General features: G+C 47.2%; 24 protein-coding genes. 12 read left to right on the plus strand and 12 right to left on the minus strand.

Translation table 11 applies throughout. From position 1 onward, the window contains the following. The first annotated feature begins 1 nt into the window (after nucleotide 1). Nucleotides 2-742 (plus strand): tRNA (N6-threonylcarbamoyladenosine(37)-N6)-methyltransferase TrmO, encoded by a 741-nt coding sequence (gene tsaA, locus FJM67_RS12925; protein WP_140589913.1) that lies wholly within the window; start codon nucleotides 2-4, stop codon nucleotides 740-742. Beyond that, complete coding sequence (locus FJM67_RS12930; RefSeq protein ID WP_140589914.1) at nucleotides 720-965, plus strand: hypothetical protein; 246 nt, start codon at nucleotides 720-722, stop codon at nucleotides 963-965. Before tsaA ends, FJM67_RS12930 begins: the two co-directional genes overlap by 23 nt. A gap of 151 nt (nucleotides 966-1116) precedes the next feature. Here the strand turns inward: FJM67_RS12930 and rpsA are convergent, their stop codons facing one another. The 6 genes from rpsA to gyrA form a co-directional block, all read right to left on the minus strand. Further along, nucleotides 1117-2799 carry a 30S ribosomal protein S1 gene (gene rpsA / locus FJM67_RS12935; RefSeq protein WP_140589916.1) on the minus strand — a complete coding sequence of 561 codons (1683 nt, stop codon included), beginning with the start codon at nucleotides 2797-2799 and terminating at the stop codon, nucleotides 1117-1119. Nucleotides 2800-2966: 167 nt separating this feature from the next. Beyond that, nucleotides 2967-3650: a (d)CMP kinase gene (cmk, locus tag FJM67_RS12940; RefSeq protein WP_140589917.1), complete on the minus strand. Its 684-nt coding sequence runs from the start codon at nucleotides 3648-3650 to the stop codon at nucleotides 2967-2969. A 17-nt stretch (nucleotides 3651-3667) separates the two neighbouring features. Beyond that, nucleotides 3668-5866, minus strand: a complete 2199-nt coding sequence (locus tag FJM67_RS12945; RefSeq protein WP_140589919.1) for a prephenate dehydrogenase/arogenate dehydrogenase family protein — start codon at nucleotides 5864-5866, stop codon at nucleotides 3668-3670. A gap of 27 nt (nucleotides 5867-5893) precedes the next feature. Beyond that, on the minus strand, nucleotides 5894-7009 hold the full coding sequence (pheA, locus tag FJM67_RS12950) for a prephenate dehydratase (RefSeq protein ID WP_140589921.1): 1116 nt from the start codon (nucleotides 7007-7009) through the stop codon (nucleotides 5894-5896). A gap of 11 nt (nucleotides 7010-7020) precedes the next feature. Beyond that, nucleotides 7021-8103: a 3-phosphoserine/phosphohydroxythreonine transaminase gene (gene serC, locus FJM67_RS12955; protein WP_140589922.1), complete on the minus strand. Its 1083-nt coding sequence runs from the start codon at nucleotides 8101-8103 to the stop codon at nucleotides 7021-7023. Between the two features lie 84 nt (nucleotides 8104-8187). Further along, nucleotides 8188-10836: a DNA gyrase subunit A gene (gyrA, locus tag FJM67_RS12960; protein WP_140589924.1), complete on the minus strand. Its 2649-nt coding sequence runs from the start codon at nucleotides 10834-10836 to the stop codon at nucleotides 8188-8190. Between the two features lie 361 nt (nucleotides 10837-11197). Here gyrA and ubiG point away from each other — a divergent pair, with 361 nt between their 5' ends. Continuing rightward, nucleotides 11198-11923 carry a bifunctional 2-polyprenyl-6-hydroxyphenol methylase/3-demethylubiquinol 3-O-methyltransferase UbiG gene (ubiG, locus tag FJM67_RS12965; RefSeq protein ID WP_140589926.1) on the plus strand — a complete coding sequence of 242 codons (726 nt, stop codon included), beginning with the start codon at nucleotides 11198-11200 and terminating at the stop codon, nucleotides 11921-11923. A 19-nt stretch (nucleotides 11924-11942) separates the two neighbouring features. Continuing rightward, nucleotides 11943-12689 (plus strand): YciK family oxidoreductase, encoded by a 747-nt coding sequence (locus FJM67_RS12970; RefSeq protein WP_140589927.1) that lies wholly within the window; start codon nucleotides 11943-11945, stop codon nucleotides 12687-12689. Between the two features lie 72 nt (nucleotides 12690-12761). Here FJM67_RS12970 and FJM67_RS12975 read toward each other — a convergent pair whose 3' ends face one another. From FJM67_RS12975 to FJM67_RS12995, 5 genes are all read right to left on the minus strand, one after another. Continuing rightward, nucleotides 12762-13349 (minus strand): hypothetical protein, encoded by a 588-nt coding sequence (locus FJM67_RS12975; protein WP_140589929.1) that lies wholly within the window; start codon nucleotides 13347-13349, stop codon nucleotides 12762-12764. 84 nt (nucleotides 13350-13433) lie between these two features. Then, nucleotides 13434-14636 carry an enoyl-ACP reductase FabV gene (fabV, locus tag FJM67_RS12980; RefSeq protein ID WP_140589931.1) on the minus strand — a complete coding sequence of 401 codons (1203 nt, stop codon included), beginning with the start codon at nucleotides 14634-14636 and terminating at the stop codon, nucleotides 13434-13436. A gap of 50 nt (nucleotides 14637-14686) precedes the next feature. Continuing rightward, entirely contained in the window at nucleotides 14687-14881 is a 195-nt protein-coding gene (locus FJM67_RS12985) for a DUF1289 domain-containing protein (protein ID WP_235890059.1), read from the minus strand. Next, complete coding sequence (locus tag FJM67_RS12990) at nucleotides 14874-15032, minus strand: oxidoreductase-like domain-containing protein (RefSeq protein ID WP_140589934.1); 159 nt, start codon at nucleotides 15030-15032, stop codon at nucleotides 14874-14876. The genes FJM67_RS12985 and FJM67_RS12990 overlap by 8 nt, the downstream gene beginning before the upstream one ends. A 51-nt stretch (nucleotides 15033-15083) precedes the next feature. After that, entirely contained in the window at nucleotides 15084-15800 is a 717-nt protein-coding gene (locus FJM67_RS12995; protein WP_140589936.1) for a YebC/PmpR family DNA-binding transcriptional regulator, read from the minus strand. Between the two features lie 268 nt (nucleotides 15801-16068). On the opposite strand from FJM67_RS12995, the gene FJM67_RS13000 reads away from it, so the two are divergent. The 8 genes from FJM67_RS13000 (at nucleotide 16069) to FJM67_RS13035 (ending at nucleotide 23659) form a co-directional block, all read left to right on the plus strand. Then, nucleotides 16069-17835 (plus strand): SulP family inorganic anion transporter, encoded by a 1767-nt coding sequence (locus FJM67_RS13000; protein WP_140589937.1) that lies wholly within the window; start codon nucleotides 16069-16071, stop codon nucleotides 17833-17835. A 128-nt stretch (nucleotides 17836-17963) separates the two neighbouring features. Continuing rightward, nucleotides 17964-19352: an ATP-binding protein gene (locus FJM67_RS13005; RefSeq protein ID WP_235890060.1), complete on the plus strand. Its 1389-nt coding sequence runs from the start codon at nucleotides 17964-17966 to the stop codon at nucleotides 19350-19352. A gap of 28 nt (nucleotides 19353-19380) precedes the next feature. Continuing rightward, a complete protein-coding gene (locus FJM67_RS13010; RefSeq protein WP_140589940.1) occupies nucleotides 19381-20058 on the plus strand; it encodes a response regulator in 678 nt (225 codons plus the stop codon). Nucleotides 20059-20100: 42 nt separating this feature from the next. Beyond that, nucleotides 20101-21048, plus strand: a complete 948-nt coding sequence (locus tag FJM67_RS13015) for an AEC family transporter (RefSeq protein WP_140589942.1) — start codon at nucleotides 20101-20103, stop codon at nucleotides 21046-21048. A gap of 98 nt (nucleotides 21049-21146) precedes the next feature. After that, nucleotides 21147-21710: a hypothetical protein gene (locus FJM67_RS13020; RefSeq protein WP_140589944.1), complete on the plus strand. Its 564-nt coding sequence runs from the start codon at nucleotides 21147-21149 to the stop codon at nucleotides 21708-21710. Between the two features lie 19 nt (nucleotides 21711-21729). After that, the gene (locus FJM67_RS13025; RefSeq protein ID WP_140589946.1) at nucleotides 21730-22260 is read left to right on the plus strand and encodes a flavodoxin; all 531 of its coding nucleotides are present in this window, start codon (nucleotides 21730-21732) and stop codon (nucleotides 22258-22260) included. A 222-nt stretch (nucleotides 22261-22482) separates the two neighbouring features. Then, nucleotides 22483-22806: a DUF3301 domain-containing protein gene (locus tag FJM67_RS13030; RefSeq protein WP_140589948.1), complete on the plus strand. Its 324-nt coding sequence runs from the start codon at nucleotides 22483-22485 to the stop codon at nucleotides 22804-22806. A 256-nt stretch (nucleotides 22807-23062) separates the two neighbouring features. Then, on the plus strand, nucleotides 23063-23659 hold the full coding sequence (locus tag FJM67_RS13035; RefSeq protein WP_140589949.1) for a hypothetical protein: 597 nt from the start codon (nucleotides 23063-23065) through the stop codon (nucleotides 23657-23659). Here FJM67_RS13035 and FJM67_RS13040 read toward each other — a convergent pair. Continuing rightward, nucleotides 23656-24806, minus strand: a protein-coding gene (locus tag FJM67_RS13040) for an IS3 family transposase (RefSeq protein WP_140589951.1) whose coding sequence is annotated in 2 segments (ribosomal slippage) — nucleotides 23656-24563 and nucleotides 24563-24806 — 1152 coding nt in all. Because the reading frame shifts where the segments join, the coding sequence is not laid out codon by codon here. The genes FJM67_RS13035 and FJM67_RS13040 overlap by 4 nt on opposite strands. Between the last annotated feature and the right edge of the window lie 64 nt (nucleotides 24807-24870).

Here is a 24870-nt window from a genome sequence, read left to right on the forward strand (position 1 = left end):
CTTGTCAACACCTACCAGTTTTACCTTCCAGCAGATAGGGGTAGTCCATTCATGCTACCGACAAAAATTTGGCATCCCTCGTCAACCTGGATTAATCGAGGCCGCGAATGGCAGAATTGAGTTACTTGCGCCTTTTAATCGTATGGATGTACTGGATGGCCTAGAAGGTTTTTCCCATATTTGGGTACATTTTATTTTCCACCAATGTATGCAGGAAAACTGGAAAGCTAAAATTCGTCCACCACGTTTAGGCGGAAAAACCAAAGTTGGCGTTTTTGCGTCTCGCGCTACCCATAGACCCAACCCTCTAGGATTATCAGTAGTAAAACTGGGTGCAATCTATCAAGAGGAAGGGCGTGTTTATATTGATATTATTGGTGCAGATTTACTCGATCAAACCCCTGTAGTTGATATTAAACCTTATCTACCTTATGCAGATGCTCTCCCGGATGCCAAAGGGGGCTTTGCACCACTCCCGGTTGAAGTGAAACCGGTACGATTTACTCCGCAAGCGGAGCAACAGTGTCACAGCTATCTAAAACATACTGGAAGAGACTTACAGAGTTTGGCTTCCCAAGTTATTGGCCAGGATCCTCGCCCTTCTTATTTATGGGGAACCACTGGACGCATTCATGGCAATCAACTTTGGGATGCGAATGTGAAATGGGTAGCCTATGATGAATACTTTGAGGTGACCGAGATTGAGCTAGGAGAGTCCCATGAACCGGCAAAAAATGCTTAACGCTTACCGAGCTGTGGATAAATCTACTTCAGGAACATCGCACCCTAAGCAGCCATCTATTTATCGTTCTGAGTATGATGAAAAGCTCATCAAAGACTATCACTTCGCCAAATTCCGGCGTAATCATGCCGAACTGAGCCATAACCCTACCTTGAAAGCCCTGCTGGAGAAAGCAGAATGGGATGAAGAGGACGTTCAAACTCTGTTGCGTCAATTGAACTAAATCGCTTAACTTTCGACTATTCCCACAGTTATCCACATCTTCTGTGCATAGCCATTTTGTCAACGCCCAGTTTAAAAAAACATAAAAAAAGCGGACCTAAAAAGATCCGCTTTTTTGCAACTATATCAGTTAAGCTATTGCTTAATCTAAATTAGTTTTGGTTCTCGAGTTGAGCTTTGATCAGGTCACCGATAGTAGTCGGACCGCTAACTTCAGCTTGTTGTTTCTCAGCGTGAGATTTAAGAGCAGCTTTCTCTTCAGAAGCGTCTTTCGCTTTAACAGAGATAGCGATAGTGCGAGCTTTACGGTCAACGTTAGTGATCGCAGCTTCTACAGAATCACCAGCTTTAAGAACAGTAGAAGCATCTTCTACACGCTCACGGCTGATTTCAGAAACTTTCAAGTAAGCTTCAACGCCTTCAGCTAGAGTAACAACAGCGCCTTTAGCATCAACTTCAGCAACAGTACCAGTTACGATCGCGCCTTTGTCATTTTCAGCAACGAATGCAACGAATGGATCTTCTTCTAGTTGTTTAACACCTAGAGAGATACGCTCGCGCTCTGCGTCGATAGAAAGAACAACGGTCTCAAGTAGATCGCCTTTCTTGTACTTACGTACTGCTTCTTCACCAGTTTCGTCCCAAGATAGGTCAGATAGGTGAACAAGACCATCGATACCACCGTCAAGACCGATGAATACGCCAAAGTCAGTGATAGACTTGATAGCGCCAGAGATCTTGTCGCCTTTGTTGAAGGAACCAGCAAACTCTTCCCATGGGTTTGGAGTGCACTGTTTGATACCTAGAGAAATACGACGACGTTCTTCGTCGATATCAAGGATCATTACTTCAACATCGTCGCCGATTTGAACCACTTTAGATGGGTGGATGTTCTTGTTAGTCCAATCCATTTCGGAAACGTGAACAAGACCTTCAACACCTTCTTCAAGCTCAGCGAAGCAGCCGTAGTCAGTTAGGTTAGTTACGCGTGCAGATACTTTAGTACCTTCTGGGTAACGAGCTTTGATTGCTACCCATGGATCTTCACCTAGTTGTTTCAGACCTAGAGATACACGGTTACGCTCACGATCGAATTTAAGAACTTTAACGTCGATCTCATCACCTACAGCGATAATCTCGCTTGGGTGTTTGATACGTTTCCAAGCCATGTCAGTGATGTGTAGAAGACCATCAACACCGCCCAAGTCAACGAACGCACCGTAATCAGTAAGGTTCTTAACGATACCTTTAACTTCTTGACCTTCTTCAAGAGAAGCAAGCAGAGTTTCACGCTCAGCGCTGTTAGTCGCTTCCATAACGGCACGACGAGAAACAACAACGTTGTTACGTTTTTGATCAAGCTTGATAAGTTTGAAGTCTAGCTCTACGCCTTCAAGGTGAGTTGTATCGCGGATTGGGCGAACATCTACCAAAGAACCTGGCAAGAAAGCACGGATATTAGCGATATCAACAGTGAAGCCACCTTTAACTTTACCGTTGATAATACCTTTAATGATTTCACCTTCTTCGTAAGCTTTTTCAAGTACAGACCAAGTTTCTGCACGTTTCGCTTTTTCACGAGAAAGTTTTGTTTCACCGAAGCCGTCTTCAACAGCGTCTAGTGCAACTTTAACTTCGTCACCGATGTTAAGAGAGAATTCACCGTTATCATCTAGGAATTGAGAACGAGGAATAACACCTTCAGATTTTAGTCCTGCATGAACTGTTACCCAGTCACTGTCGATGTCAACAATGATACCAGTAACAATTGCGCCAGGCGCCATTTCGACGCTTTTTAGGCTTTCTTCAAACAGTTCTGCGAAGCTTTGAGTCATTTTTTTTCCTATTAAGTTGGGTACGCGATGCACCCGCACCATATTGCCAGCAAATATGGGGTTAATTCATGGTTGATGCGCCCATTGCACTGCTGGCGCAATAGACGACTTGGGTCTTGTATAAATAATCAGCTATTTTAGCACAGATATCGCGACAGTAGGAAGAGCTAGCAATAACCTGCTTTACGCGCTTCGCTTATAATCTCTTCCACAACCTGATCAATCGTTAACTCTGTACTATCGATTACTAAAGCACCAGTAGCAGGCACTAAAGGTGCCACTGAACGGTTGGCGTCACGCTCATCACGCTCTTTTATGGTCTTGACAAGTTCTTGCATATCCACTTCAGCGCCTTTTTGCTCAAGCTGTAAGCGTCGGCGTTCTGCACGTTCTTCTGCACTCGCCGTTAGGAAAACTTTTACGCTTGCCTGGGGAAACACCACCGTCCCCATGTCACGACCATCGGCGACTAAACCCGGCGGTTGTGCAAATGCCCTTTGACGTAGCAATAGTCCTTCACGAACTTCTGGAATAGCAGCCAATTTTGACGCACTATTGCCCACTTCTTCGGTTCGAATCGCCTGCGTAACCACTTCACCCTCTAACACAATGTCAATCTTGCCTTCATCGTTGTGGGTGAATTGAATATCTAGGTGCTCCGCCAATACTTGTAAAGTTTCGACATCATCCGTAGACATCCCGTGGTGACTTACCGCTAGCGCAAGCAAACGATACAAGGCACCACTGTCCAGCAAATGCCAACCCAGTTTCTCTGCGACGATTTGACTTACTGTGCCTTTACCAGCACCACTTGGGCCATCAATCGTAATCACTGGGGCTTGGTTTATCATAACTTTTCCTCTTTATTTCATACTGACAACTGGCATTGAAATCCCAGCTGACCCGAAATGTCTTCCCAACCCGGGAATTCTTCTAAAAACAACCGACAATCTTGAACGATTCCACCGCCGGCTGCCCTAGCACTGATCAATAAAAGTGCAAGTACAACATATAAATCACCAGCACTATCCATTTGTCCTCCGGTTAAGGAGTGCGCTGTCATGGTGATACCATCAGGCGTTCGCTCAACTTGCGCTCCTAAATGTCGCAATCCATCGCAAACAGCCGTTAGCCTATCTTCAAAGTAGTAAGGCATGGTTTGATCAAACAGCAACACACCACCCTCTTCGGCAAATGCACTAGCACTTAGTAGCATAGGTAAAAATGCCTGCAACTTAGGGTCATGCTTGGCATCAATAATTAACTTCTGCAAGCGGCTATAACGAACTACGAGACGATGTAACGGCACACTCGCTTCCGGCAATCCAGTTTGACCATCCCACTCAAGTTGCATACCCGCTTCACGCAAACTACTTATGAGTGACATGACAACTTGACTCTGTCCAACATTATTAATCACAACTTGAGAACCAGGCAAAGCACCTGTTGTAAGCACCGCCCACAACACAAGTTGGGGATCAGCTGGAATATCTAACTCAGTCGCTGACCAACTGTTATTAAAATCGCCGCTAGAACCCACAAAGCTGCCTATCACTTGGCGAGCTAAGGGATCAACCGTTAACCACTGTGCAGCCGAAGCGGCATTACCTGACAGGGTATTTAGCAACACTTGGCTAATCGCAAGGTAAGGGTCTGATTGTGCTGTTGCGATGGCAGCTGGCAAACCACCAGTAATAGTAAGTGGCAAACAATCCGCTTCTGCACTCTCAAGTTCTACACCACAGGAACGCAGCTGTTGCAGCAACAGGGTTTGCGGCTGCAACAGCAATTCACCTTCGGCAATGATCTCACAATGGAACGACTGTACAGCTAGTGCCGGCAGCAGAAAATACAAACTCGTTTGCGATTCATGGATATTGACCGGTGCAATGGGGGCTCGCAACCCACGACGACCGACGCCGAAGACGCGAATCACACCATTGCCGCACTCTTCGATAATAACGCCCATATCTCGCAGCGCTTGCGCCGTCACATATAGGTCACCGACAAGCTGAACATTATTTAGGGTGCTAACACCATCAGCGAGGGCGGTCATAATAAGTGCGATATGTGACAAATACTTGTCAGCAGGTAAGGTAATTTCACCTTCTAACACCGAGCCACTGCGCACTTGTAAATTCAAGGCTTTTTGCTCTTTTACCGGTGCCCCTTTACGTTGCTCTAGTAAGCGCAAAAAATGATCGCGGGCGGATTTGGCACGGGTAAATACCCCGAACATGGCCGCCCCATCTTCATTCTCGATGGCTGTGCGCATATCTGCGAGGCGGTCAGTAAACAAATCCAGGGTACTAAGAGTGGCTTCTTTATTTGCTAAAAAGACATCTCGCCACATGGTTGGGTCACTAGACGCAATACGGGTAAAATCGCGAAAGCCACCAGCCGCGAAACGGAAAATGTCTTTACTCCGTTCGGCATTCGCCAGGGCATCAACCAACGTATAAGCAAGCAGATGAGGTAAGTGAGAGGAAGCTGCAAGCACATGGTCATGGTGCTCTACATCCATACTCACCACGTCCGCACCAATGGCGCGCCACATCCGGTAAAGCAGATCCAATTGATCGGGGTTAGAATGCGCCATGGGCGTTACGATCGCCATATGACGCTCGAAAAGATTTGGATTGGCAGCTAATACGCCGCTTTTTTCTGCACCCGCAATAGGATGAGAAGGAATGAAATTGCTCGGCACTTCACCAAATACACGTTGCGCAGCAGCAGCAACACTACCTTTAGTAGATCCTACATCTGTCACCAAAGTATGGGGGCGCAAATGAGGCTTAATTTGCCCCATCACACTTTCCATGGCTCGTACCGGTGTCGCCAGAACAATAACATCCATCTTGGCAATGGTCGCGGCATCTAGCTCAGCCGCCGCATCGATCACCCCATGGGAAATCCCCAGTGTCAGCTCACCAACACGACGATCTGCCCCATAAAGGTAAGCTAAGCCACGCTCCCGCAACGCTTTGGCAAACGAGCCACCAATCATGCCAAGACCGATAATCAGAACATTCCCAAAATGCTCTCCAGTCTTATTTGTTACTTGCATGCAGTAATACCTTGTTTTGCCATCCGCTTACAGCACCGCCACAGGGTAGGAGCCTAATACCTTTACTTCTGAAGCACGTTCTCGCAAATCTGCAATGACGGCTTGGCAGGCATCATCCTGATGATGTCCTTTGAAATCAATGTAAAAAATGTAACCCCATTTACTCATGAGTGATGGACGCGTCTCCAAACGAGTCATATCCACCCCATGTCGCTCAAAGGGCTCCAGTAAGCGATATAAGGCACCAGGCTCATTTTTGGCGCTGATTAACAATGAAGTTTTGTCCTGACCACTTGGGGGCACTTCCTGGTTACCGACTATCAAGAAACGCGTGGTATTGTCAGGATGATCTTCAATATTGGCGGACACAGTCGTCAAGCCATACAACTCACAGGCAATTTCACCGGCAATTGCCGCGACAGCTTTGCCATTTTGCCCTGCTTGCATGGCCAAACGGGCTGCTTCTGCATTCGAGCTTACCGCCACGCGCTCGGCGTGGGGCCAGTACCGATCCAGCCAAGCACGACATTGGGCCAAGGACTGCTGATGGGAATAAATATGAGTCACATCATCTGGATTCACGTTCGGAGCCACTAATAGATGATGATGAATGCGAATCTCCACTTCGCCACAGATACGCAAGCGGGAATCACGGAAGCTATCCAAGGTATGATTCACCACACCCTCGGTAGAGTTTTCTACCGGAACCACACCATAGTTGGCAGCACCGGATTCTACCTCACGAAATACTTCATCAATGGCCGCCATCGGCGCACTAATAATGGATTTACCAAAATGTTTAAGTGCCGCCTGCTGGGTAAAAGTACCTTCTGGGCCCAGGAAAGCGATACGCATAGGCTTTTCCAAAGCCAAGCATGAGGACATCACCTGACGAAAAATTTTCGCCATTTCCTCATTACCTAGGGGGCCTTGATTACGCTCCATGACCCGGCGTAATACTTGTGCCTCGCGCTCGGGACGATAAAAAACGACCGCTTCACTACCTTGCTCTGCTAGCTTTACTTCTGCAACTTTTTGGGCACAGCTTGCACGTTCATTAATCAGATTTTGAATTTCAGCATCGATGGCATCAATACGATCACGCAGATCCGCTAGGGATACGGTTTTCTGTGTTTCTGACATATCTCCTCTCCTTAGGCGTAACGCTGCTCAAAGTCTTTCATGAAGGCAACAAGCGCCTCGACACCAGCCATTGGCATAGCGTTATAGATGCTGGCACGCATTCCGCCCACTGAGCGGTGCCCCGCCAAGGTACTCAGACCAGCCGCTTCTGATTCCGCTAAAAAGACACTTTCTAGTTTCTCATCCGCTAAAACAAATGGCACGTTCATACGTGAACGGTAACGCACATCGATAGGATTGGAGTAAAAACTGCTGTTGTCGATCGCTTGGTATAACAACTCAGCCTTGGCAATGTTATGTTGTTCCATTGCCGCCACTCCGCCATTTTGCTCTAACCACTCAAATACCAAATCAGCAAGATAAATAGCAAAGGTTGGTGGCGTGTTGATCATGGAGTCGTTTTTCGCCAAATTCGCAAACGACCAAGTTGTCGGCAGCGCATCGTCATTGGAACGCTCTAACAAATCCTTGCGCACGATACAGATCGCCACTCCTGCTGGGCCAATATTCTTTTGCGCACCCGCATAAATCATGCCGTACTTAGAAACATCAATGGCACGGGACAAAATGTTGGAAGACATATCCGCTACGATAGGCAAATCGGTCTGCGGTAGATCCATATACTCTACCCCACCGATGGTTTCGTTCGGTGTAATGTGCAAATAAGCGGCGGCTTCATCAATATTAAGAGTAGAAAAGTCCGGCACAGAGGTGTAGTTGATGGATTTGGTAGAGCCAGATACAACAACATCGGTGTATTTTTTCGCTTCTTTCAGAGCTTTGCTTGACCAGGTACCCGTATCGATATAACAAGCCTTATCAAAGCCATGGCACAAGTTGGCTGGAATTTGAGCGAATAAGCCGCTCGCACCGCCTTGTACAAAAAGTATTTCGTAGTCACTGGAAATTCCCATCAAGCGGGAAAGACGTGCTTTTGCAGAGGTTAGGATAGACACAAACTCATCGCTGCGATGGCTCATCTCCATTACTGACACACCTTTTCCGTGCCAATCTAACAGCTCCTGCTGTGCCTTAATTAATACGGCTTCAGGAAGTGCGGCGGGACCAGAACAAAAATTATACACACGGCTCATTCTGCCATTAACCTCGTAATTGAGTTGTTAATCAACAATCTAGTTATAAAACAAAGATGGCGCACCGAGGTGCGCCATTTGGTATTAGTCATCCTGATTCGGCGTTTCTGCTTCATCATCAATTGGCAACGCATCTGTTGGTGTTACGTCGTCGGCTTGATTTGGCAGCTCACTCGCTTCAGCCACCTCATCCACTTCCGCGTCATCATCCTCAACCACACGCTCAACACCCACTAGGCGCTCACCATTGGTTAGACGTATAAGTGTCACACCTTGGGTATTGCGTCCTTGACAAGAGACTTCAGAAACACGCGTACGCACTAGTGTACCCTGATCAGTGATCAAAATAATTTCATCGGATTCTTCAACTTGAGTCGCACCCACCACTGGGCCGTTACGCTCAGAAACCTGAATACCGATAACACCTTGACCACCGCGCCCGTAGACTGGGAATTCAGCCGTGTTAGTACGTTTACCGTAGCCGTTTTCACAGGCAATCAGGATATCAGCATCATTACGTGGCACTATTAAAGATACCACTTTAGCATCATCGCTCAATTTGATACCACGCACACCGGCGGCTGTCCGGCCCATGGCACGCACATCGTTTTCATCAAAACGGATTGTTTTGCCAGAGCTAGACACCAGCATGATGTGATCCGAGCCCGATGTTTGAGCCACACCGACAAGGGCATCATTCTCGTCCAAAGATAAAGCAATCAAACCGCTAGAACGGGGACGGGAGAACTGTTCAACAGAGGTCTTCTTCACCGTACCATTGGCAGTCGCCATAAAGATATAGGAGTCTTCCATTTCGGCATTAAGTGGCAACAATGCCGACACGTGCTCACCTTCTGCTAATGGAATCAAGTTTACAATCGGACGGCCTTTCGAACTGCGGCTAGCAACCGGAATCTCGAACACCCGTAACCAGTAAACCTTACCGAAGTTAGTGAACAGCATTACCGTATCGTGACTGCTTGTCACCAGCAGATGGCGAATATGATCTTCTTCTTTTATCGCAGAAGACGACTTACCACGACCGCCACGGCGTTGGGCTTTATACTCTTCCAATGGCTGAGTCTTGGCATAACCCGTATCGGAAATCGTCACCACCATCGGCGCTTCGTCAATCAAATCAGCGATTGTTAGATCTTGATGGGAAGTCAGAATTTCCGTACGACGCTCATCACCAAATTGTTCACGAACATCTACCAGCTCATCACGAATTACTTCCATTAATCGCGTGGGGTTTGCCAATATTTCCAACAATTCAGCAATCAGGTCGATAAGAGCCTTGTATTCAGCAAGCAGTTTTTCATGCTCTAAACCGGTCAAACGATGCAGGCGCAAATCAAGAATCGCTTGTGCTTGATCTGGGGAAAGATGATAAACCCCATCATTAAAGCCATACTGAGCATCGAGATCATCTGGACGACAGGCGTCAGCACCAGCACGCTCCAACATGGCAACCACGTTACCCGGCTCCCAAGCTTCTGCGATTAGTTTTTCTTTCGCTTCAGCGGAGGTTGGTGATTGGCGAATCAATTCGATCACACGGTCGATGTTCGCCAGCGCCACGGCCAAACCCTCGAGGATATGACCACGCTCACGGGCTTTGCGAAGTTCGAAGATAGTGCGGCGGGTAACCACTTCACGACGGTGCTTAACAAAGCACTCTAACACCTGCTTCAGGTTCAATAACTCTGGGCGCCCATCAACCAAGGCCACCATGTTGATACCAAACACAGATTGTAGTTGGGTTTGGGCGAAAATATTGTTCACTACAACTTCTGGGTTTTCACCGCGACGCAGCTCTACCACGATACGCATGCCGTCTTTGTCGGACTCATCACGCAGCTCACTGATACCATCGAGCTTCTTCTCTTTTACCAACTCGGCGATTTTTTCAATCACTTTCGCTTTGTTTAGCTGGTACGGAATTTCAGTGAAAACAATCGCCTGGCGACCTGCTTTGGCCAGCTCTTCGACGTGATGACGGGCACGCATGTAAATACGCCCACGACCTGTTTTATAGGCTTCAACAATACCTGCACGACCGTTAATAAAGCCTGCCGTTGGGAAATCTGGCCCTGGCACAAATTCCATCAACTCATCAATGGAAAGCTCTGGCTGGTCGATCAAGGCCACACAGGCATTGATCACTTCGGTAAGGTTGTGTGGCGGTATGTTGGTTGCCATACCCACAGCGATACCAGCCGAACCATTGACTAGCAAACCAGGCACACGGGCAGGCAAGACTTCCGGCATAAACTCGGTACCATCATAGTTGGGCACAAAGTCTACGGTTTCTTTTTCTAGATCCATCAGCAAATGATGGGAAATTCGCGCCATACGAATTTCGGTATAACGCATGGCTGCGGCACTGTCACCATCGACAGAACCGAAGTTACCTTGACCGTCAACCAAGGTGTAACGCATCGAGAACGGCTGCGCCATACGGACGATAGTTTCGTATACAGCAGAGTCACCATGTGGGTGATATTTACCGATTACGTCACCGACGATACGTGCCGATTTTTTGTAGGGTTTATTCCAATCGTTCTTAAGCTCATTCATCGCGTATAACACACGACGATGCACTGGCTTAAGACCATCGCGAACGTCAGGGAGCGCACGCCCTACGATTACACTCATGGCGTAATCTAAATAGGAGCCTTTCAACTCATTTTCGATACTGACGGGGATAATTTCTTTGGCTAATTCACCCATAGGTACAACCGATCCTTATGCTTGGAACACACAAGTTCCCAACTGTCATTTTTTATAAGCGCGGCATTATACCACACACCTTTGCGGAACACCCATGGTTCGACCTGCTTTTATTTCGTTTAAAAGTCAGGGACTTGCTAGCCTTTCACTAGGCTGACAACCACCCCTGACCGAGGCAGCAACAAGCCCGCCTTGGATCGATATATTGATACATGACTATTTCCCCCTTTTCCCGTTGGTCAGTCTCATGGGAAATCGCTATAATGCCGACAACTTTGACTTAACGTTGCCGGTGCACCTCATCCGTATAGAGTGGTTTGGCGTATCTAACGTATCTCTTTTATCGATAGCAGGAACAAACATGAGCGAGTCACAAACTGAACGCACCAATGTGGACTTTGACGAAGTAGCAAAGTTTGAAGCCTTGGCAAGCCGCTGGTGGGATAAGAACAGTGAATTTAAACCATTGCACGACATCAATCCACTGCGCGCTGACTACATCAATCAACGTGCGCAGTTAAGCGGCAAAAAAGCCATTGACATTGGCTGTGGCGGCGGGATTTTATCGGAGGCATTAGCTCAATATGGCGCTCAAGTAAAAGGCATCGACATGGGGGAAGCCCCACTCGGCGTAGCTAAACTACACCTACAAGAAAGCGGTTTAGAAATCGACTACGAGCGCATTACAGCGGAGGAAATCGCTGAACGCGAAGCCGGCCAATACGATGTGGTTACCTGCCTTGAGATGCTGGAACATGTCCCAGATCCAAGCTCGGTAGTAAAAGCCTGCATGAAACTCTGCAAACCAGGTGGTCATGTTTTTTTCTCAACCATCAACCGCAACCCAAAGGCCTACTTGTTTGCCATCATTGGAGCGGAATACGTTCTTAACATGCTTCCGAAAGGAACTCACGATTACGCTAAGTTTATCCAACCTGCTGAGCTGAGTGAATACGCTCGTCTAGCTGGACTAGAAGTCACTCATATGACAGGAATGACTTACAACCCACTGACAAAGGTGTACAAACTTAACGAGCGCGATGTGTCAGTTAACTACCTAATGCACACACAAAAACCTAACGTTTAAAACACATAGCAGGTCGAACATGCACAATTATCAGGCTCCTACAGAGCTACTGAAAGACAAAATCATTCTCGTAACAGGCGCGGGTGATGGCATTGGCCGCGCAGCTGCGCTTAGCTATGCCGCCCACGGCGCAACGGTCATTTTGGTTGGACGCACCACTAAGAAGTTAGAAGATGTTTACGACGAGATTGAAGCAAAAGGCTACCCACAAGCCGCCATCGTACCGTTAAATCTAGATAGCGCCGCAGAGCATGATTACATTGAGCTAGCCAACACGTTGCAAGCGGAATTTGGCCACTTAGATGGCGTGCTTCATAACGCCAGCATTCTCGGCATGCGCACACCGCTTGCCAATTACGAGCCCAGTACCTTCGAGCAAGTCATGCGCGTCAACGTCACTAGCCAATTCCTACTGACACAAGCCTTGATGCCGCTACTACTAGCAGCTCCACAAGCGTCTATTATTTTCACAACTTCAAGCGTTGGTCGTAAGGCTCGCGCCTACTGGGGAGCTTACGCTGTCTCTAAATTTGCCACCGAAGCCATGATGCAACTTTTGGCCGATGAACTAGAGAATATTTCTAAGGTTCGAGTCAATGCCATTAACCCTGGCGCGACCCGCACCAATATGCGCGCTTTCGCTTATCCAGCGGAAGATCCTAGCACCCTAAAGACTCCAGAAGAAATCATGCCTCTTTACCTTTACCTGATGGGTGAGGATAGCAGTGCCATTAATGGCCAATCGTTGGACGCACAACCAAAGTAACGCCAACTTATTACTAAAATTAGATACACAAACGGCCCTAGATGGGCCGTTTTACTTTGTAGTTATACAGGCTTAGCCGCCAATTAATTGCTCTAGCTTTTGCTCATCACTTAAAGGTGGCGCACTAGCTTCGGGAGCCACTTCTTCATCTTCCGGCGCGGTACCCATTACCCTGTTGCCGGGCTCGATCACACTAAAATCACCCACATCCGCTTTTTGCTCTTCAGGCGGATGCAAGATGGCTTGATCTTGCTCTAGCTTATCCGCTTGATCACCAAATATCCCGACCTCTGGCATCATGCTTAGACGGCGCTGCTGTATTTCCTCGGGAATATGCCCAGTAAACAACACGGTAAACGGCGCCTCTTCGGTACGACGATTCACTTCGTCATAAATTTGTTGTTCCCGCAACGCTAGCTCCATCTCATCCAAGCGGGAGGCTTTGGTACGATCAGCGGACACAATGACATTGAGCTGTTTTTGCGGCTTGGCTTTTTCCGCCGGAATGATTGCCACCGCGTCAGGGGAGCTAAGCACGACCTGATGATCGCCGCGATATACCTCATCACCGTAGATAACATCTACTGGGCGCACCTCAACAGTTTGCCCTTGCACAACTGCCGACAACCCGAAAATCAACCCAAACAGCACAAACTTCATAATGACCTCACCGACACACCACTAAAAGTGTAACAGCCCAACATTAAAAAAGGCGACACTGGGTCGCCTTTTTCTTTGTTCAAATCACAGAGTGATAGGCTCAAAGTCTACCAGAGGACTTACATCCGCCTCATAATCGACACCAGCCACACCAAATCCAAACAGCTTCAAGAACTCATCCTTGTAAAGCTGATAATCCGTCTCAGCAAATAGATTTTCATCGGTAATTTGAGGCCAAAGATCGCGACAAGCTTGCTGTACATCGTCGCGCAATTCCCAGTCATCTAATCGTAAACGGTTCGCATCATCTACCAATGTATCTGGCTGACAGTCGTTGTATAAACGCTCAGCAAACATGCGGTATATCTGATCCATACAACCTTCATGTAGACCTTTTTCACGCATGACTTTGAACACCATGGATAGGTAAAGGGGCATAACTGGAATGGCAGACGAAGCCTGGGTGACAACGGACTTCAGTACTGCTACGTTAGCACCACCACCCTGCTTGGCAAGCTCAGCATTAATGGCCTGAGACGCGCGATCCAAATCCTCTTTTGCCTTACCTAGAGCGCCGTGCCAGTAGATCGGCCAAGTAATATCGGAACCAATGTAAGAGTACGCTACTGTGCGAGCACCTTCAGCGAGCACCCCCGCTTCGGCAAGAGCTGACATCCACAACTCCCAGTCTTGACCACCCATCACGGTTACAGTGGCAGCAACCTCTTCCTCGGTAGCAGGTTCGATTTCCGCATCAATAATCACATCACGATTGGTATCAATGGCGGTTGAACGGTACGGCTCACCAATTGGTTTCAACACGGAGCGTACGACCTCGCCAGTATCTGGCAACTTGCGTACAGGTGAAGCCAACGAATACACCACCATATCGATCTGACCGAGATCAGCCTTGATTAGATCGATCACTTGCTGGCGCGCTTCGTTCGAAAACGCATCACCATTAATACTTTTCGCGTATAGACCTTCTTCATGAGCTGCTTTTTCAAAAGCTGCCGCATTGTACCAACCAGCCGTTCCTGTTTTTTTCTCGGATCCTGGCTTCTCAAAGAAGACACCGATAGTGGCTGCACCACAACCAAATGCCGCAGCAATACGAGAAGAAAGGCCGTAACCACTAGAGGAGCCGATTACTAAAACGCGCTTAGGCCCGTTTGTAATTTGGCCTTTTGCTTTAGTAAAAGCGATCTGTTCGCGTACGTTGGCTTCACAACCCACCGGGTGTGTCGTGGTACAAATAAATCCACGAATTTTTGGTTTAATAATCATATGAATCTCTTTCTACTTTTTATCTGGTGTTATTACACAGCAACAGCCGATTACTCGTTCACACTAGAAACAAAACGGCTCGCTTTTTCACGCTGAGCCACTTTGACCAAGGTATCACGTTTTTGGGCATCGCTCATGCGTCCCCAATGGCTGATTTCCTGACCGGTGCGGTAACACCCCACACAGATATCTTCGTCGTTTAAAAAACACACATTCACACAAGGGGAGCGTGGCACATCATTCATCCTCATCCCCTTCTGCTGCCGCACTTTCACTAGTAGTCTCAGTATTTTGGGCACGCCACAGGCGCAGCTCTTCATAGTAAGTATCCCACACGCAGGGACTACACTCACTTTCGCAACATTCCCAATCTTCTGGTGGCTGTGGTTTTTCCATGGTTTCCTGCACTTAGCTTAGCCCACGCAGAAGTGGACTAAGCTTACTCAGTTAGTATTCTGCGTTGTGGTAAACGTTTTGCACATCATCTAGGTCGTTCATCATATCTAGGAAGCGCTCGAACATATCGATCTCTTCGCCAGAAATTGCCTGCATAACCTGAGGAACGAACTGGATCTCATCCACATCAAAATCAATATCAGAGAAGGCTTCGACTAGGGCTTGACGAGCTTTACCATATTCCGTGTGAGGTGCGAATACGGTCGCTTTGCCCTCTTCGATTTCAATGTCGGTAACGTCAACATCCGCCATCATTAGTGCTTCCAACACGGCCTCTTCATCATCGGCAGCAAACATGAAAATGGCAGAGTGGTCAAACATATGACTAACACTACCTTGAGTGCCAATCTTACCTTTACCCTTGTTAAACACGGTACGCACATCGCCAAAAGTACGGTTCGGGTTATCGGACAGACAGTCCACGATCACCATCACGTTACCGGGACCAAAGCCTTCATAACGGGCAGTATCAAAGTCTTCACCGCCACCGCCTTTCGCCTTATCAAGAGCTTTATCGATTACGTGAGTTGGTACTTGATCCTTCTTGGCACGATCCATCAAGCTGCGTAAGGCCAAGTTACCATTTGGATCGATACCACCACGCTTGGCACATACATAAATCTCACGACCATATTTGCTGTAAACCTTGGCCTTTTGATCAGAGGTTTTTGCCATGGACTCTTTACGGTTTTGATAGGCTCTGCCCATACGTATTCCTACTTATTTGCTAATAACGGTTTGCGGATAATAAACAAAGGCATGATTCTAACGCTAAGCCCGAAAATAACCAAACTCCTGTTTACTCCCCTGTGATATAGCAACAGAGGGAAGCTAAAATTAACCAGTCCGAGCCCCCTATACAGATTAGTCATATAGGTTTTACTTATTTTAATAATTTGATTAATCGATTTTTATTCTATTCATAATTTCGTCATAGTCCCCCTATTCACACTCACTAGGGAATTAGCCTAAATCTATGCTGCATCATTACTTACCTTGGTTATCTCAAGTTAATCGCCGCACTCTTGGGGCGGATATCATTGCAGCACTCACCTGTGCCTCCATGGCTATCCCTCAAGGTATTGCCTTTGCCGCTATCGCGGGGCTACCACCGGAATATGGCTTTTATAGCGCAATGGTGGCTCCCGTCATTGCAGTGCTGTTTGGATCAAGTTGGCATATGGTGTGTGGTCCAGCCACAGCAATATCGGCGCTCTTGTTTTCTACCTTGAGTGGAAGTTTTGAGCCTGGCACGGCTGAGTTCATCAGCGCAGCGATCAGCATCACCTTCTTAGCCGGGGTTTTCCAGCTCTTGCTGGGGTTCGCCAAGCTCGGCAATCTCACTAATTTTGTCTCCCACGCCGTGATGGTTGGCTTTATAACCGGAGCTGCGCTGCTAATTATTCTGAGTCAGATCAAGCACGCCCTTACCCTGGATCTGGCGCGCCCAGAGCAGATTGGAGAATTTGTCTACGATCTAGGAACCCATTTACCAGACAGTAATTTGGTTTCACTCGCCATTGCGGGCTCAACTATTTTTGTTGCCTTACTCTGTCAGCGCTTGTCTAGACGCCTACCAAGCTATCTCATTGCTCTCGTCGCCGGCAGCCTGGTTGGCTTTCTGCTCGGAGCGCAAGATGTCGGGGTCCCTTTGGTTGGGGAGCTTAGTAGCGCTATCCCACCATTGGCGGCAGTTGAATTAAGTCTTAGCAATATACGTGATCTTGCACCCGGGGCTGCCGTGCTGGCACTAATTGGATTAATGGAAGCCGCTTCAATTTCTAAAGCGATTGCGCTAAAAACAGGTCAGGAAATCAATACCAATCAGGAGTTTATTGGCCAAGGGCTTTCCAACATGGTTGGCAGCTTGTTTTCAAACTATATGAGTAGCGGATCATTTACCCGCAGTGCACTGAACGTAGAGGCTGGCGCCCAAACGCCCCTCGCGGTGATTTTCACCAGCTTGTTCTTGGTTGCGATTCTAAGTCTAATCGCCCCACTGTTTTCACATCTCCCTATTCCCGCCATGGCTGGCGTTATCATCCTGGTAGGCATACGGCTAATCGCCATCAAGGAGTTGATTCATTATGGCCAAACCAGTCGCACTGAGCTAATTATCGCAGCGGCTACGTTAGTAACTACTTTGTTGGTAAGCCTAGAGTTCGGTATTTTGGTGGGAGTTGGCCTAAGTCTCGCCCTATTTCTGAAGCAGACGGCCAATCCGAATGTACGAGTTCTCGCACCGATGCAAACCACACAAGGGCGCTACTTCCACAATATCCAGCATTTCGAGCTAGAGACCTGTCCTCAAGTACATTTCATTCGTCTAGACGGGCCCGTCTATTTCGGCTCGATCGACTCATTGGCAAGACAGTTCAATGAATTAGCACTAAGCTATCCCGAGAAACAACATTGGGTCATCCTGTGTCGCGGTATTTCAAGTATGGATATGCAAGGTGGCGAACTGCTCCTCAAGCTCCATCACCAACTTGCCCGTAACAATCAGCAGCTTCATTTAGTTGTGCGCTACCTATGGCAACTCGATCGCTTGAGACAGTTCGGCGTTATTGCCGCGGTGGGCGAAGAGTACATCTACCCAAGTAAAGGTATCGCCATCGACAAACTGGCACACCACCTGTCACCCAAGGTTTGCGCGGTCTGTGAAAAGCGAGTGTTTAAGGAATGCGATCAATGGCGTGACCTAGCACAACAGCGCATCCCAATCCGAAATAATGAAGATTGAAAGCTCAATACAGCATCCTTATTATTTTCATCTGAACCGATAGCAGTATTTTATTACCCCATTGTATAGTTAGGACTTTAACACTCTCCAGAAGGCACAAACGCACACACATGGGTAACCGGCGCGGCATGCAGATACGACACAAACTGTTCGCAGTATTTGTACTAAGTAATATTTTGCTCATTGTTTCCATGTGGCAGGTGTTCCAATGGAGTTTTGACCGAGGCTTTGTTACCTACGCCACTGAACGGGATCGCGATTTCTTAGAGCAAATGGCCAATCGCACCGCTAACCTCTACTTATACTATGAAGATTGGTATTTTCTCGTTCAAGAAAGCCGTCTTGAGGAAGAGTGGCAACGGGCAAAACTCGAAAATTTGCGGGATCTGATTCCACCACCAAGTACTCCTAACCTAGATCTAATTTACCCGTCACAGTACTACCGTCAGCGCTTTCTCTTGTTTGATGAAGATAAAGCTCCCTTGATCGGCGATGTTGCCTTCGTTGACGCTGAAACTCACGAAGTTGAGGTGGCTGGCGAAATCGTAGGCTATGTAGGCTTACGCTCCATGCGCGCACTAGTACAAGACCAAACCTTGCGCTTTGTGCGTCAGCAAGGCGAAGCATTTCTGTTAATTTCAGCTTTTATGCTAACTATCGCAGCACTGCTAACTTGGCCACTCGCCCAGTGGCTTAGTCGCCCTATATCCACGATACGACAAGGTACGAAACGTCTTTCAGCGGGAAAATTTGACACCCGTATCAGAATCAAAGGTAGCGATGAGTTAGCGGATCTCGGTCGTGATTTCAACCACTTAGCTTCAACCCTTGAGCACATGCGTGAGGCACGGAAAAAGTGGGTCGCGGACACTGCTCACGAGCTACGCACTCCCGTTGCCATATTGCGAGGGGAAATCGAGGCCATGCAGGACGGTATCATTAAAGTTACACCAGACTCGCTAGCATCGCTACAACAAGAAACATTACATATTGCGCGCCTGATCGACGACTTGAATCAGCTGTCCATGCACGATGTGGGCAACTTGAATTACCAGATGGAAGATGTGGAAGTATTGGACATACTGGAACAAAGCGTCAGCGCCATGCAACGGCAATTTGAGGATGCAGGGCTTGATATAGAGTTACAAGCACCACATAAATCGAAACTAAGAATTACTGGCGACACTGATCGCTTGCATCAGTTATTCGCTAACCTGATGAACAATACCCTAAAGTACACTAATGCTCCGGGAAAACTGACGATCAAATTGACAAAAGAGCAGAAGCAAGCTGTGATTTGTTTTGAAGACACTCCTCCCGGTGTAAGTGAAGAAGATTTACCCAAAATTTTTGATCAGTTCTTTCGGGTGGAAAATTCCCGCAACCGCGCCACCGGTGGTCGTGGTTTAGGGTTGGCTATTTGCACCAATATTGTCGATGGCCATCAGGGAACTATCAACGCTTATCCTGCCCCTAGCGGCGGATTAGGCATTAAAGTCGTATTTCCATTGATTTAGTTATTTGCAAAATAAGGACTCTATAACCATGAGTAAGGTACTGATCGTCGAAGACGAACCAAAATTAGCAGAGCTGATGGCCGCCTACCTAGAACAAGCGGGCTATGAACATCATCACCTTGAGCGCGGCGACATTGTTGTAGATTACGTGAAGCACAACCAAGTTGATTTGATGCTACTTGATCTGATGTTGCCAGGTTTAGATGGTGTCGAGATTTGTAAGCAAGTACGCCAATTTTCAGCTATCCCAATTATCATGGTTACCGCAAAGGCAGAAGAAATTGATCGCCTAATCGGTCTTGAAATGGGTGCCGATGATTACGTTTGTAAACCCTTTAGTCCCCGTGAAATCGTCGCTCGAGTTAAAGCGAATTTACGTCGCGTGGAGCTTGACCAGGTGGAAGCGCCTCGCGCAGAAGGCTTTGAACTAGATGCAGACCGCTTGCGCGCCACTTACAAAGGCGAACTGATTGATCTGACAACGGTAGAATTCCAGCTACTGCAATTGCTGATCAAAGAGCCAGGACGCGTTTTTGGCCGTGATCTGATTATGAAGAGCATCTACAGCGATAGCCGGGTTGTGAGCGATCGCACTATCGATAGCCACATTAAGAAGCTACGCAAGAAAATCGCCGCTGTCGCGCCAGAGCTTAACGTCATCCATTCTGTATATGGGGCGGGTTATCGCTTCGAGAATAATGACTAATCATTTCTAGTGTTTCCACATTGATAAGGAGCGGTACCGTTTATGGAGTTTTACAAGGCTTTTTCATTTGCTACGACGGTCACCGCCCCCATCTTTCTATTACTCGTTCTTGGCGTATTGCTTAGGCGCTTTCAACTTATTGATGAGCATTTTAGTCATGTAGCGTCAAGGCTGGTTTTCAATGTTGCTCTGCCTGTCATGCTCTTTATGAGTGTGCTAAAGGTGGATCTGACCAATCACGACCACTATGCCGTAACCTTGCTGGGGTTGCTTGCTACTATCGCCCTTTATTTTACCTATGAATTCCTTACGCCAAAGCTGATTTCCAATAGAACCGACCGAGGCATCGTTATTCAGGGTGCTTTTCGTTCGAATATGGGCATTATCGGGTTAGCCTTCTGTTTTAATGCCTTCGGCCCGGATGTGGCTGGGGTGGCTTCTTTGTATTTGGGTGCGGTTACGGTTTTATATAACGTACTGTCTGTTATCACCTTAAATCGCTCCTTAAATAGCGACTCCAGCCCCCTAGTAGCCATCAAAAATATCGCTCGGAATCCTTTAATAATTGCTATTCTGTTGGCTTATTTGTTGTCGTATCTCGATATAAAACCACCGGCCATCATCCTCACTACTGGCAGCTATTTAGGACAAATGACCTTACCACTCGCCCTCCTATGCGCTGGCGCCACTTTGAACTTTAAAGTTGATAAACACAGCCTTAATGCCACTTTCGTTGCTACGCTTGGCAAACTTCTAGTATCACCTATTGTGGTAACTGGTTCTGGATTTCTATTGGGCTTTCGAGGACAAGAGCTTGGCGTGCTGTTTCTGATGTCTTCCTCACCGACCGCAGCAGCCAGCTATGTTATGGCAAAAGCATACGGCGGCAATGCCAGCCTGGCTGCTAATATTATTGCTCTTACAACCATTCTTTCTATTGCCTTTATCAGTCTAGGGATATTACTACTGCGCTCAGCGGGACTCATTTAAACAGCTAGAATCAAAAAACATTAATGAGAACCACTTGCAATAAGGCAGACTTTGCTTTTAAATAGAAACCATTCTCAATTAAGTGAAGGTTTCGTTAAATGCGTATCTCAAGTGACGAACTATTTAATGGCAGTGGCGAGATCACCACGCCATGGCAAACTTCGATCGCTGGCCACTCCCACCTGCTCTCACTTCCAGGTGGCATCACCTTTCGCCAGATATTCCTAAGATTATTGGATGGAGTAGATCTGGAGTGCCGAGTAACCGCTGGCCTATATGCCACCATTTATCGTGACAATACCATTGAGCTGACACCAATTTACCAAGATCAACAGCGTCAATATCACCTACCGAAGGATGGCAAAGTCATAATTACGCAGCTATTTATCGGCTGGCAGGCATTGAGTGAGCTATGCCAAAGCTCACTCGATACCACCCGAAATACGCTGCAGAATTCGTTGCGCCGCATAGATAGAGTTTATCTTGCTGAAGCGAATCAGCTCGTAACCTCGTTAATTCAGAACCAAAACCATTTCCTTAAACGGGCAACTTTGTACCAATTAGTTTGTCGTCTACTGAACGAGCTACAGCTTACTTGGCCATCTCATAATAACGGTGGCACCGCGGTACCAAGTTATCCCACCAATACCACTCTACACTGATAAGCAAAGGCGTATCTCAATGAATAAAGTAGGCATTTTTTATGGGACGGATACCAACAATACCGAAATGGTAGCAGGGAAAATTCAAATGCAGCTCTCGGAACTCGGTATCGAGGCGGAAATGCACAATGTGGTCGATATCCCCATCGCCACCATGCTGAGTTATGACACGCTAATCCTTGGCATTCCCACTTGGGATTTCGGTGGTATTCAAGCTGATTGGGAAGATCTAGCACACGAGCTTACGCAACTAAATCTGAGTGGCAAAATTGTTGCCCTGTACGGTTTGGGAGATCAATTTGGCTACGGTGACTATTTCGTCGATGCGATGGGCTGGCTATATGAACAACTTAAATCTACCGGCGCAGTATTCGTCGGCGCATGGTCTACTGAAGGTTATGACTTTGAAGCCTCCCGCGCCTGCAATAGCGATAAGTCAGAATTTGTCGGTCTCGCCATCGATGAAGACCAACAATTTGATTTAACCGATCAACGAATTGAACAATGGGTCATTCAAGTTTATGCGGAACATGCCGCCCTGGCAGCCTGATTCTCTGACTGGCCAGCCTAACAGCACGACTCAAATTTGGCTTCCACTCATTCGCTGCCCCGAATGACCAAATTGCTGAATTAGGCTGTTGAGAATCCGCTTTTCGCATACTACACGCTTCCTCTTTCTCTCTCCTGCTTTGGGGGAAGCGTGTATTTTTTTCTATTTTTTCAAGCCCACCTTAGTTACCCTTGAGTCAATTTATATGTTGCGGGTTGTCACATGTACCTATCGTTATCAGATATTGCCTTTGCGCTTTTGTTTGGATGCTTGATCTGGGGATTTTGGTCGAATTTGCGCGCTCGGGAAATCGCCAAAGCCGCAGCCAAAAAGGAATGCGAGTTATATGGCGTGCAGTTGTTAGACGATACCGTTGCCGGTACTCAATGGCGGCCCACCTATCACCGCGGACAACCTAAAGTAAGACGCCGATATATGTTTAGCTATTCTATGGACGCTACCAAGCGCCAAAATGGTTTCATTCTCATGATTGGGCATCAAGTAGAATCTGTTTGGCTATCGCAAGAGAATAATCTACCGCTTTAGAGCTGGGCTACAAAACCCATACATCACAGGTGTTGTATTTTTCCAACAACAGCAACTAAACTCACTTTAAGTCGCGAACAACGACGCTAACTCGTTGCTTTTAGCGAAGTATTGGCAATAGAATAACAAACCACCTAGTTACAAAAAACATAAATAAAATAGCATCAGTTAAGTTATGTAATTTAAAGCTTACAAGATGCTTCAGCAGGAAGTGGGTACAACTATGTTGGCAAACCTTAGTTTCAGAACAAAACTTATGACGCTACTTGGTGCTGCAGTGATCGGCTTTGTGGTCGTGACCGTCGTGGCATTGCAAGGACTAAAGGCACAAAACAGCGCCTCAGAGCGTTTTGAAATCATCACCAAAGTTCAAAATGATCTATCCAATCTGGTGATTACCATGATGGAACATTATGAACAGCTTGGCAGTCTGAATGACGATTCCTACCAAGCTTACTTAGAAACATTCTCCGCCAGTTCCTCAGACTACGTTAACTTAATCGATAGCGACATCCAGCTTCTGGTTAATCAACAGGCAATCGACGCGTTAGGTTCTTTGAAAGTCAATCTCGGTAGCTACTCCGAGGCGATTTCAGAGCTGGTTACCAAAACACAATATATCGGCTTTACCGGAACTTCAGGGTTGAAGGGACAGATTTGGACCTTAGGCGAAGAAGTTATCGAAAAAGTCTCCTTCCTAAGCTTGGTAAAACAAGAATTTTTGCCAGTTCGTGAAGCAGAAAAGAACTTTATTTTCGAACCCAATGAAGCTAATAAACAGGCATTCATGGAGCGCTACGACAAGTTCTATAAGCGTATTGATCTGCTCCAGCCAGACTGGACACTCCACTAAGCGATATTTTGCTGTTCAAAGTTAACTGGGCTTAGATACCCAAGAGCACTGTGCCTTCTCGTCCGATTATAATCAACCTCTATGTACTCGAAGATCGCTTGGCGCATCTCGTGTCGTGTCATGATCGGCTCATATTGGATCGCTTCAACTTTCATTGAATGGAAGAAGCTCTCAACACAAGCGTTGTCCCAGCAGTTTCCTTTTCTACTCATACTTTGCCTTAGATTATAAGCGGTTATGAGATCTCGATAGTCTTTTGAGCAATACTGGCTGCCTCGGTCACTGTGAACAATTACTTGCTCAGGGAATCCACGACGGAACAAGGCCATTGATAGCGCATCGCAGACCAACGTAGCAGTCATTCTGGTATCCATAGACCAGCCGACTACTTGTCTTGAGTAAAGATCAATAATTACCGCCAAGTACAGCCAACCTTCGCTTGTGGCAACGTAGGTAATATCACCCGCCCACTTTTGATTCGGAGCCGCTGCGTTGAAGTCCTGAGCCAGCAGGTTCGGAGCAACAGGCATTTTATGCTTGCTGTCTGTTGTACACTTGAACTTGCGTGCGGCTTTCGGAGTTAAATCCTGACGCTTCATACTGGCCGCAATGGTTTTAATATTATGACTATCACCGTTCTCAGCCAGTTCTTTTTGAATGCGCCTCGCGCCATCTCTGCCCTTGCTGCTGTCAAACGCCTCCTTGACCTTGGTATCAAGCTCTTGGCGAGTTACCTCGCGCTGGACGGTCTTGTGGTGATGCTTAATCCAGTAATAAAACCCACTTCGAGATACTCCGAACACCTTAGCCATACGAACAACATTGAAGCACAGCAGGTGTTCGAGCATAAATTCGTAGCAATCTACTTTAGATTTTTCGCGAAGTAGGTGGCGGCCTTTTTTACGATATCTAGCTCTTCAGCTTGCTCAGCCAATTGTCTTTTGAGTTTGGCAACCTCAGCGGCTAGATCTTTTTCTCGCTGACTGGTGCTGGTGTCGCTCTTAACTGCCTTACGCCAGCCATAGATCTGGGATTCGTGTAACGACAGTTGCCTCGCTGCAGCAGCCACTCCCACTTTCTCTGCTAGCTTTAGGGCTTCTGCTTTAAATTCAGGGGAATGCGTATTCCGGTGAAGCTGAACGGTCATTCTGATTGAACGTGAACACCTGCAATCCTAACGCAAGCTTACTCTAACCTTTCTCTCCTAACTG

Origin of the sequence: Maribrevibacterium harenarium, from assembly GCF_006385675.1 — a bacterium.
GTDB classification, from domain to species: Bacteria; Pseudomonadota; Gammaproteobacteria; order Pseudomonadales; family Marinomonadaceae; genus Marinomonas; species Marinomonas harenarium.

Excerpts from the sequence above, each read along its gene's own strand:
- FJM67_RS12930 (WP_140589914.1), top strand. The coding sequence starts at position 720 with ATGAACCGGCAAAAAATGCTTAACGCTTACCGAGCTGTGGATAAATCT.
- rpsA (WP_140589916.1), bottom strand. The coding sequence starts at position 2,799 with ATGACTCAAAGCTTCGCAGAACTGTTTGAAGAAAGCCTAAAAAGCGTC.
- cmk (WP_140589917.1), bottom strand. The coding sequence starts at position 3,650 with ATGATAAACCAAGCCCCAGTGATTACGATTGATGGCCCAAGTGGTGCT.
- FJM67_RS12945 (WP_140589919.1), bottom strand. The coding sequence starts at position 5,866 with ATGCAAGTAACAAATAAGACTGGAGAGCATTTTGGGAATGTTCTGATT.
- pheA (WP_140589921.1), bottom strand. The coding sequence starts at position 7,009 with ATGTCAGAAACACAGAAAACCGTATCCCTAGCGGATCTGCGTGATCGT.
- serC (WP_140589922.1), bottom strand. The coding sequence starts at position 8,103 with ATGAGCCGTGTGTATAATTTTTGTTCTGGTCCCGCCGCACTTCCTGAA.
- gyrA (WP_140589924.1), bottom strand. The coding sequence starts at position 10,836 with ATGGGTGAATTAGCCAAAGAAATTATCCCCGTCAGTATCGAAAATGAG.
- ubiG (WP_140589926.1), top strand. The coding sequence starts at position 11,198 with ATGAGCGAGTCACAAACTGAACGCACCAATGTGGACTTTGACGAAGTA.
- FJM67_RS12970 (WP_140589927.1), top strand. The coding sequence starts at position 11,943 with ATGCACAATTATCAGGCTCCTACAGAGCTACTGAAAGACAAAATCATT.
- FJM67_RS12975 (WP_140589929.1), bottom strand. The coding sequence starts at position 13,349 with ATGAAGTTTGTGCTGTTTGGGTTGATTTTCGGGTTGTCGGCAGTTGTG.
- fabV (WP_140589931.1), bottom strand. The coding sequence starts at position 14,636 with ATGATTATTAAACCAAAAATTCGTGGATTTATTTGTACCACGACACAC.
- FJM67_RS12985 (WP_235890059.1), bottom strand. The coding sequence starts at position 14,881 with ATGAATGATGTGCCACGCTCCCCTTGTGTGAATGTGTGTTTTTTAAAC.
- FJM67_RS12990 (WP_140589934.1), bottom strand. The coding sequence starts at position 15,032 with ATGGAAAAACCACAGCCACCAGAAGATTGGGAATGTTGCGAAAGTGAG.
- FJM67_RS12995 (WP_140589936.1), bottom strand. The coding sequence starts at position 15,800 with ATGGGCAGAGCCTATCAAAACCGTAAAGAGTCCATGGCAAAAACCTCT.
- FJM67_RS13000 (WP_140589937.1), top strand. The coding sequence starts at position 16,069 with ATGCTGCATCATTACTTACCTTGGTTATCTCAAGTTAATCGCCGCACT.
- FJM67_RS13005 (WP_235890060.1), top strand. The coding sequence starts at position 17,964 with ATGCAGATACGACACAAACTGTTCGCAGTATTTGTACTAAGTAATATT.
- FJM67_RS13010 (WP_140589940.1), top strand. The coding sequence starts at position 19,381 with ATGAGTAAGGTACTGATCGTCGAAGACGAACCAAAATTAGCAGAGCTG.
- FJM67_RS13015 (WP_140589942.1), top strand. The coding sequence starts at position 20,101 with ATGGAGTTTTACAAGGCTTTTTCATTTGCTACGACGGTCACCGCCCCC.
- FJM67_RS13020 (WP_140589944.1), top strand. The coding sequence starts at position 21,147 with ATGCGTATCTCAAGTGACGAACTATTTAATGGCAGTGGCGAGATCACC.
- FJM67_RS13025 (WP_140589946.1), top strand. The coding sequence starts at position 21,730 with ATGAATAAAGTAGGCATTTTTTATGGGACGGATACCAACAATACCGAA.
- FJM67_RS13030 (WP_140589948.1), top strand. The coding sequence starts at position 22,483 with ATGTACCTATCGTTATCAGATATTGCCTTTGCGCTTTTGTTTGGATGC.
- FJM67_RS13035 (WP_140589949.1), top strand. The coding sequence starts at position 23,063 with ATGACGCTACTTGGTGCTGCAGTGATCGGCTTTGTGGTCGTGACCGTC.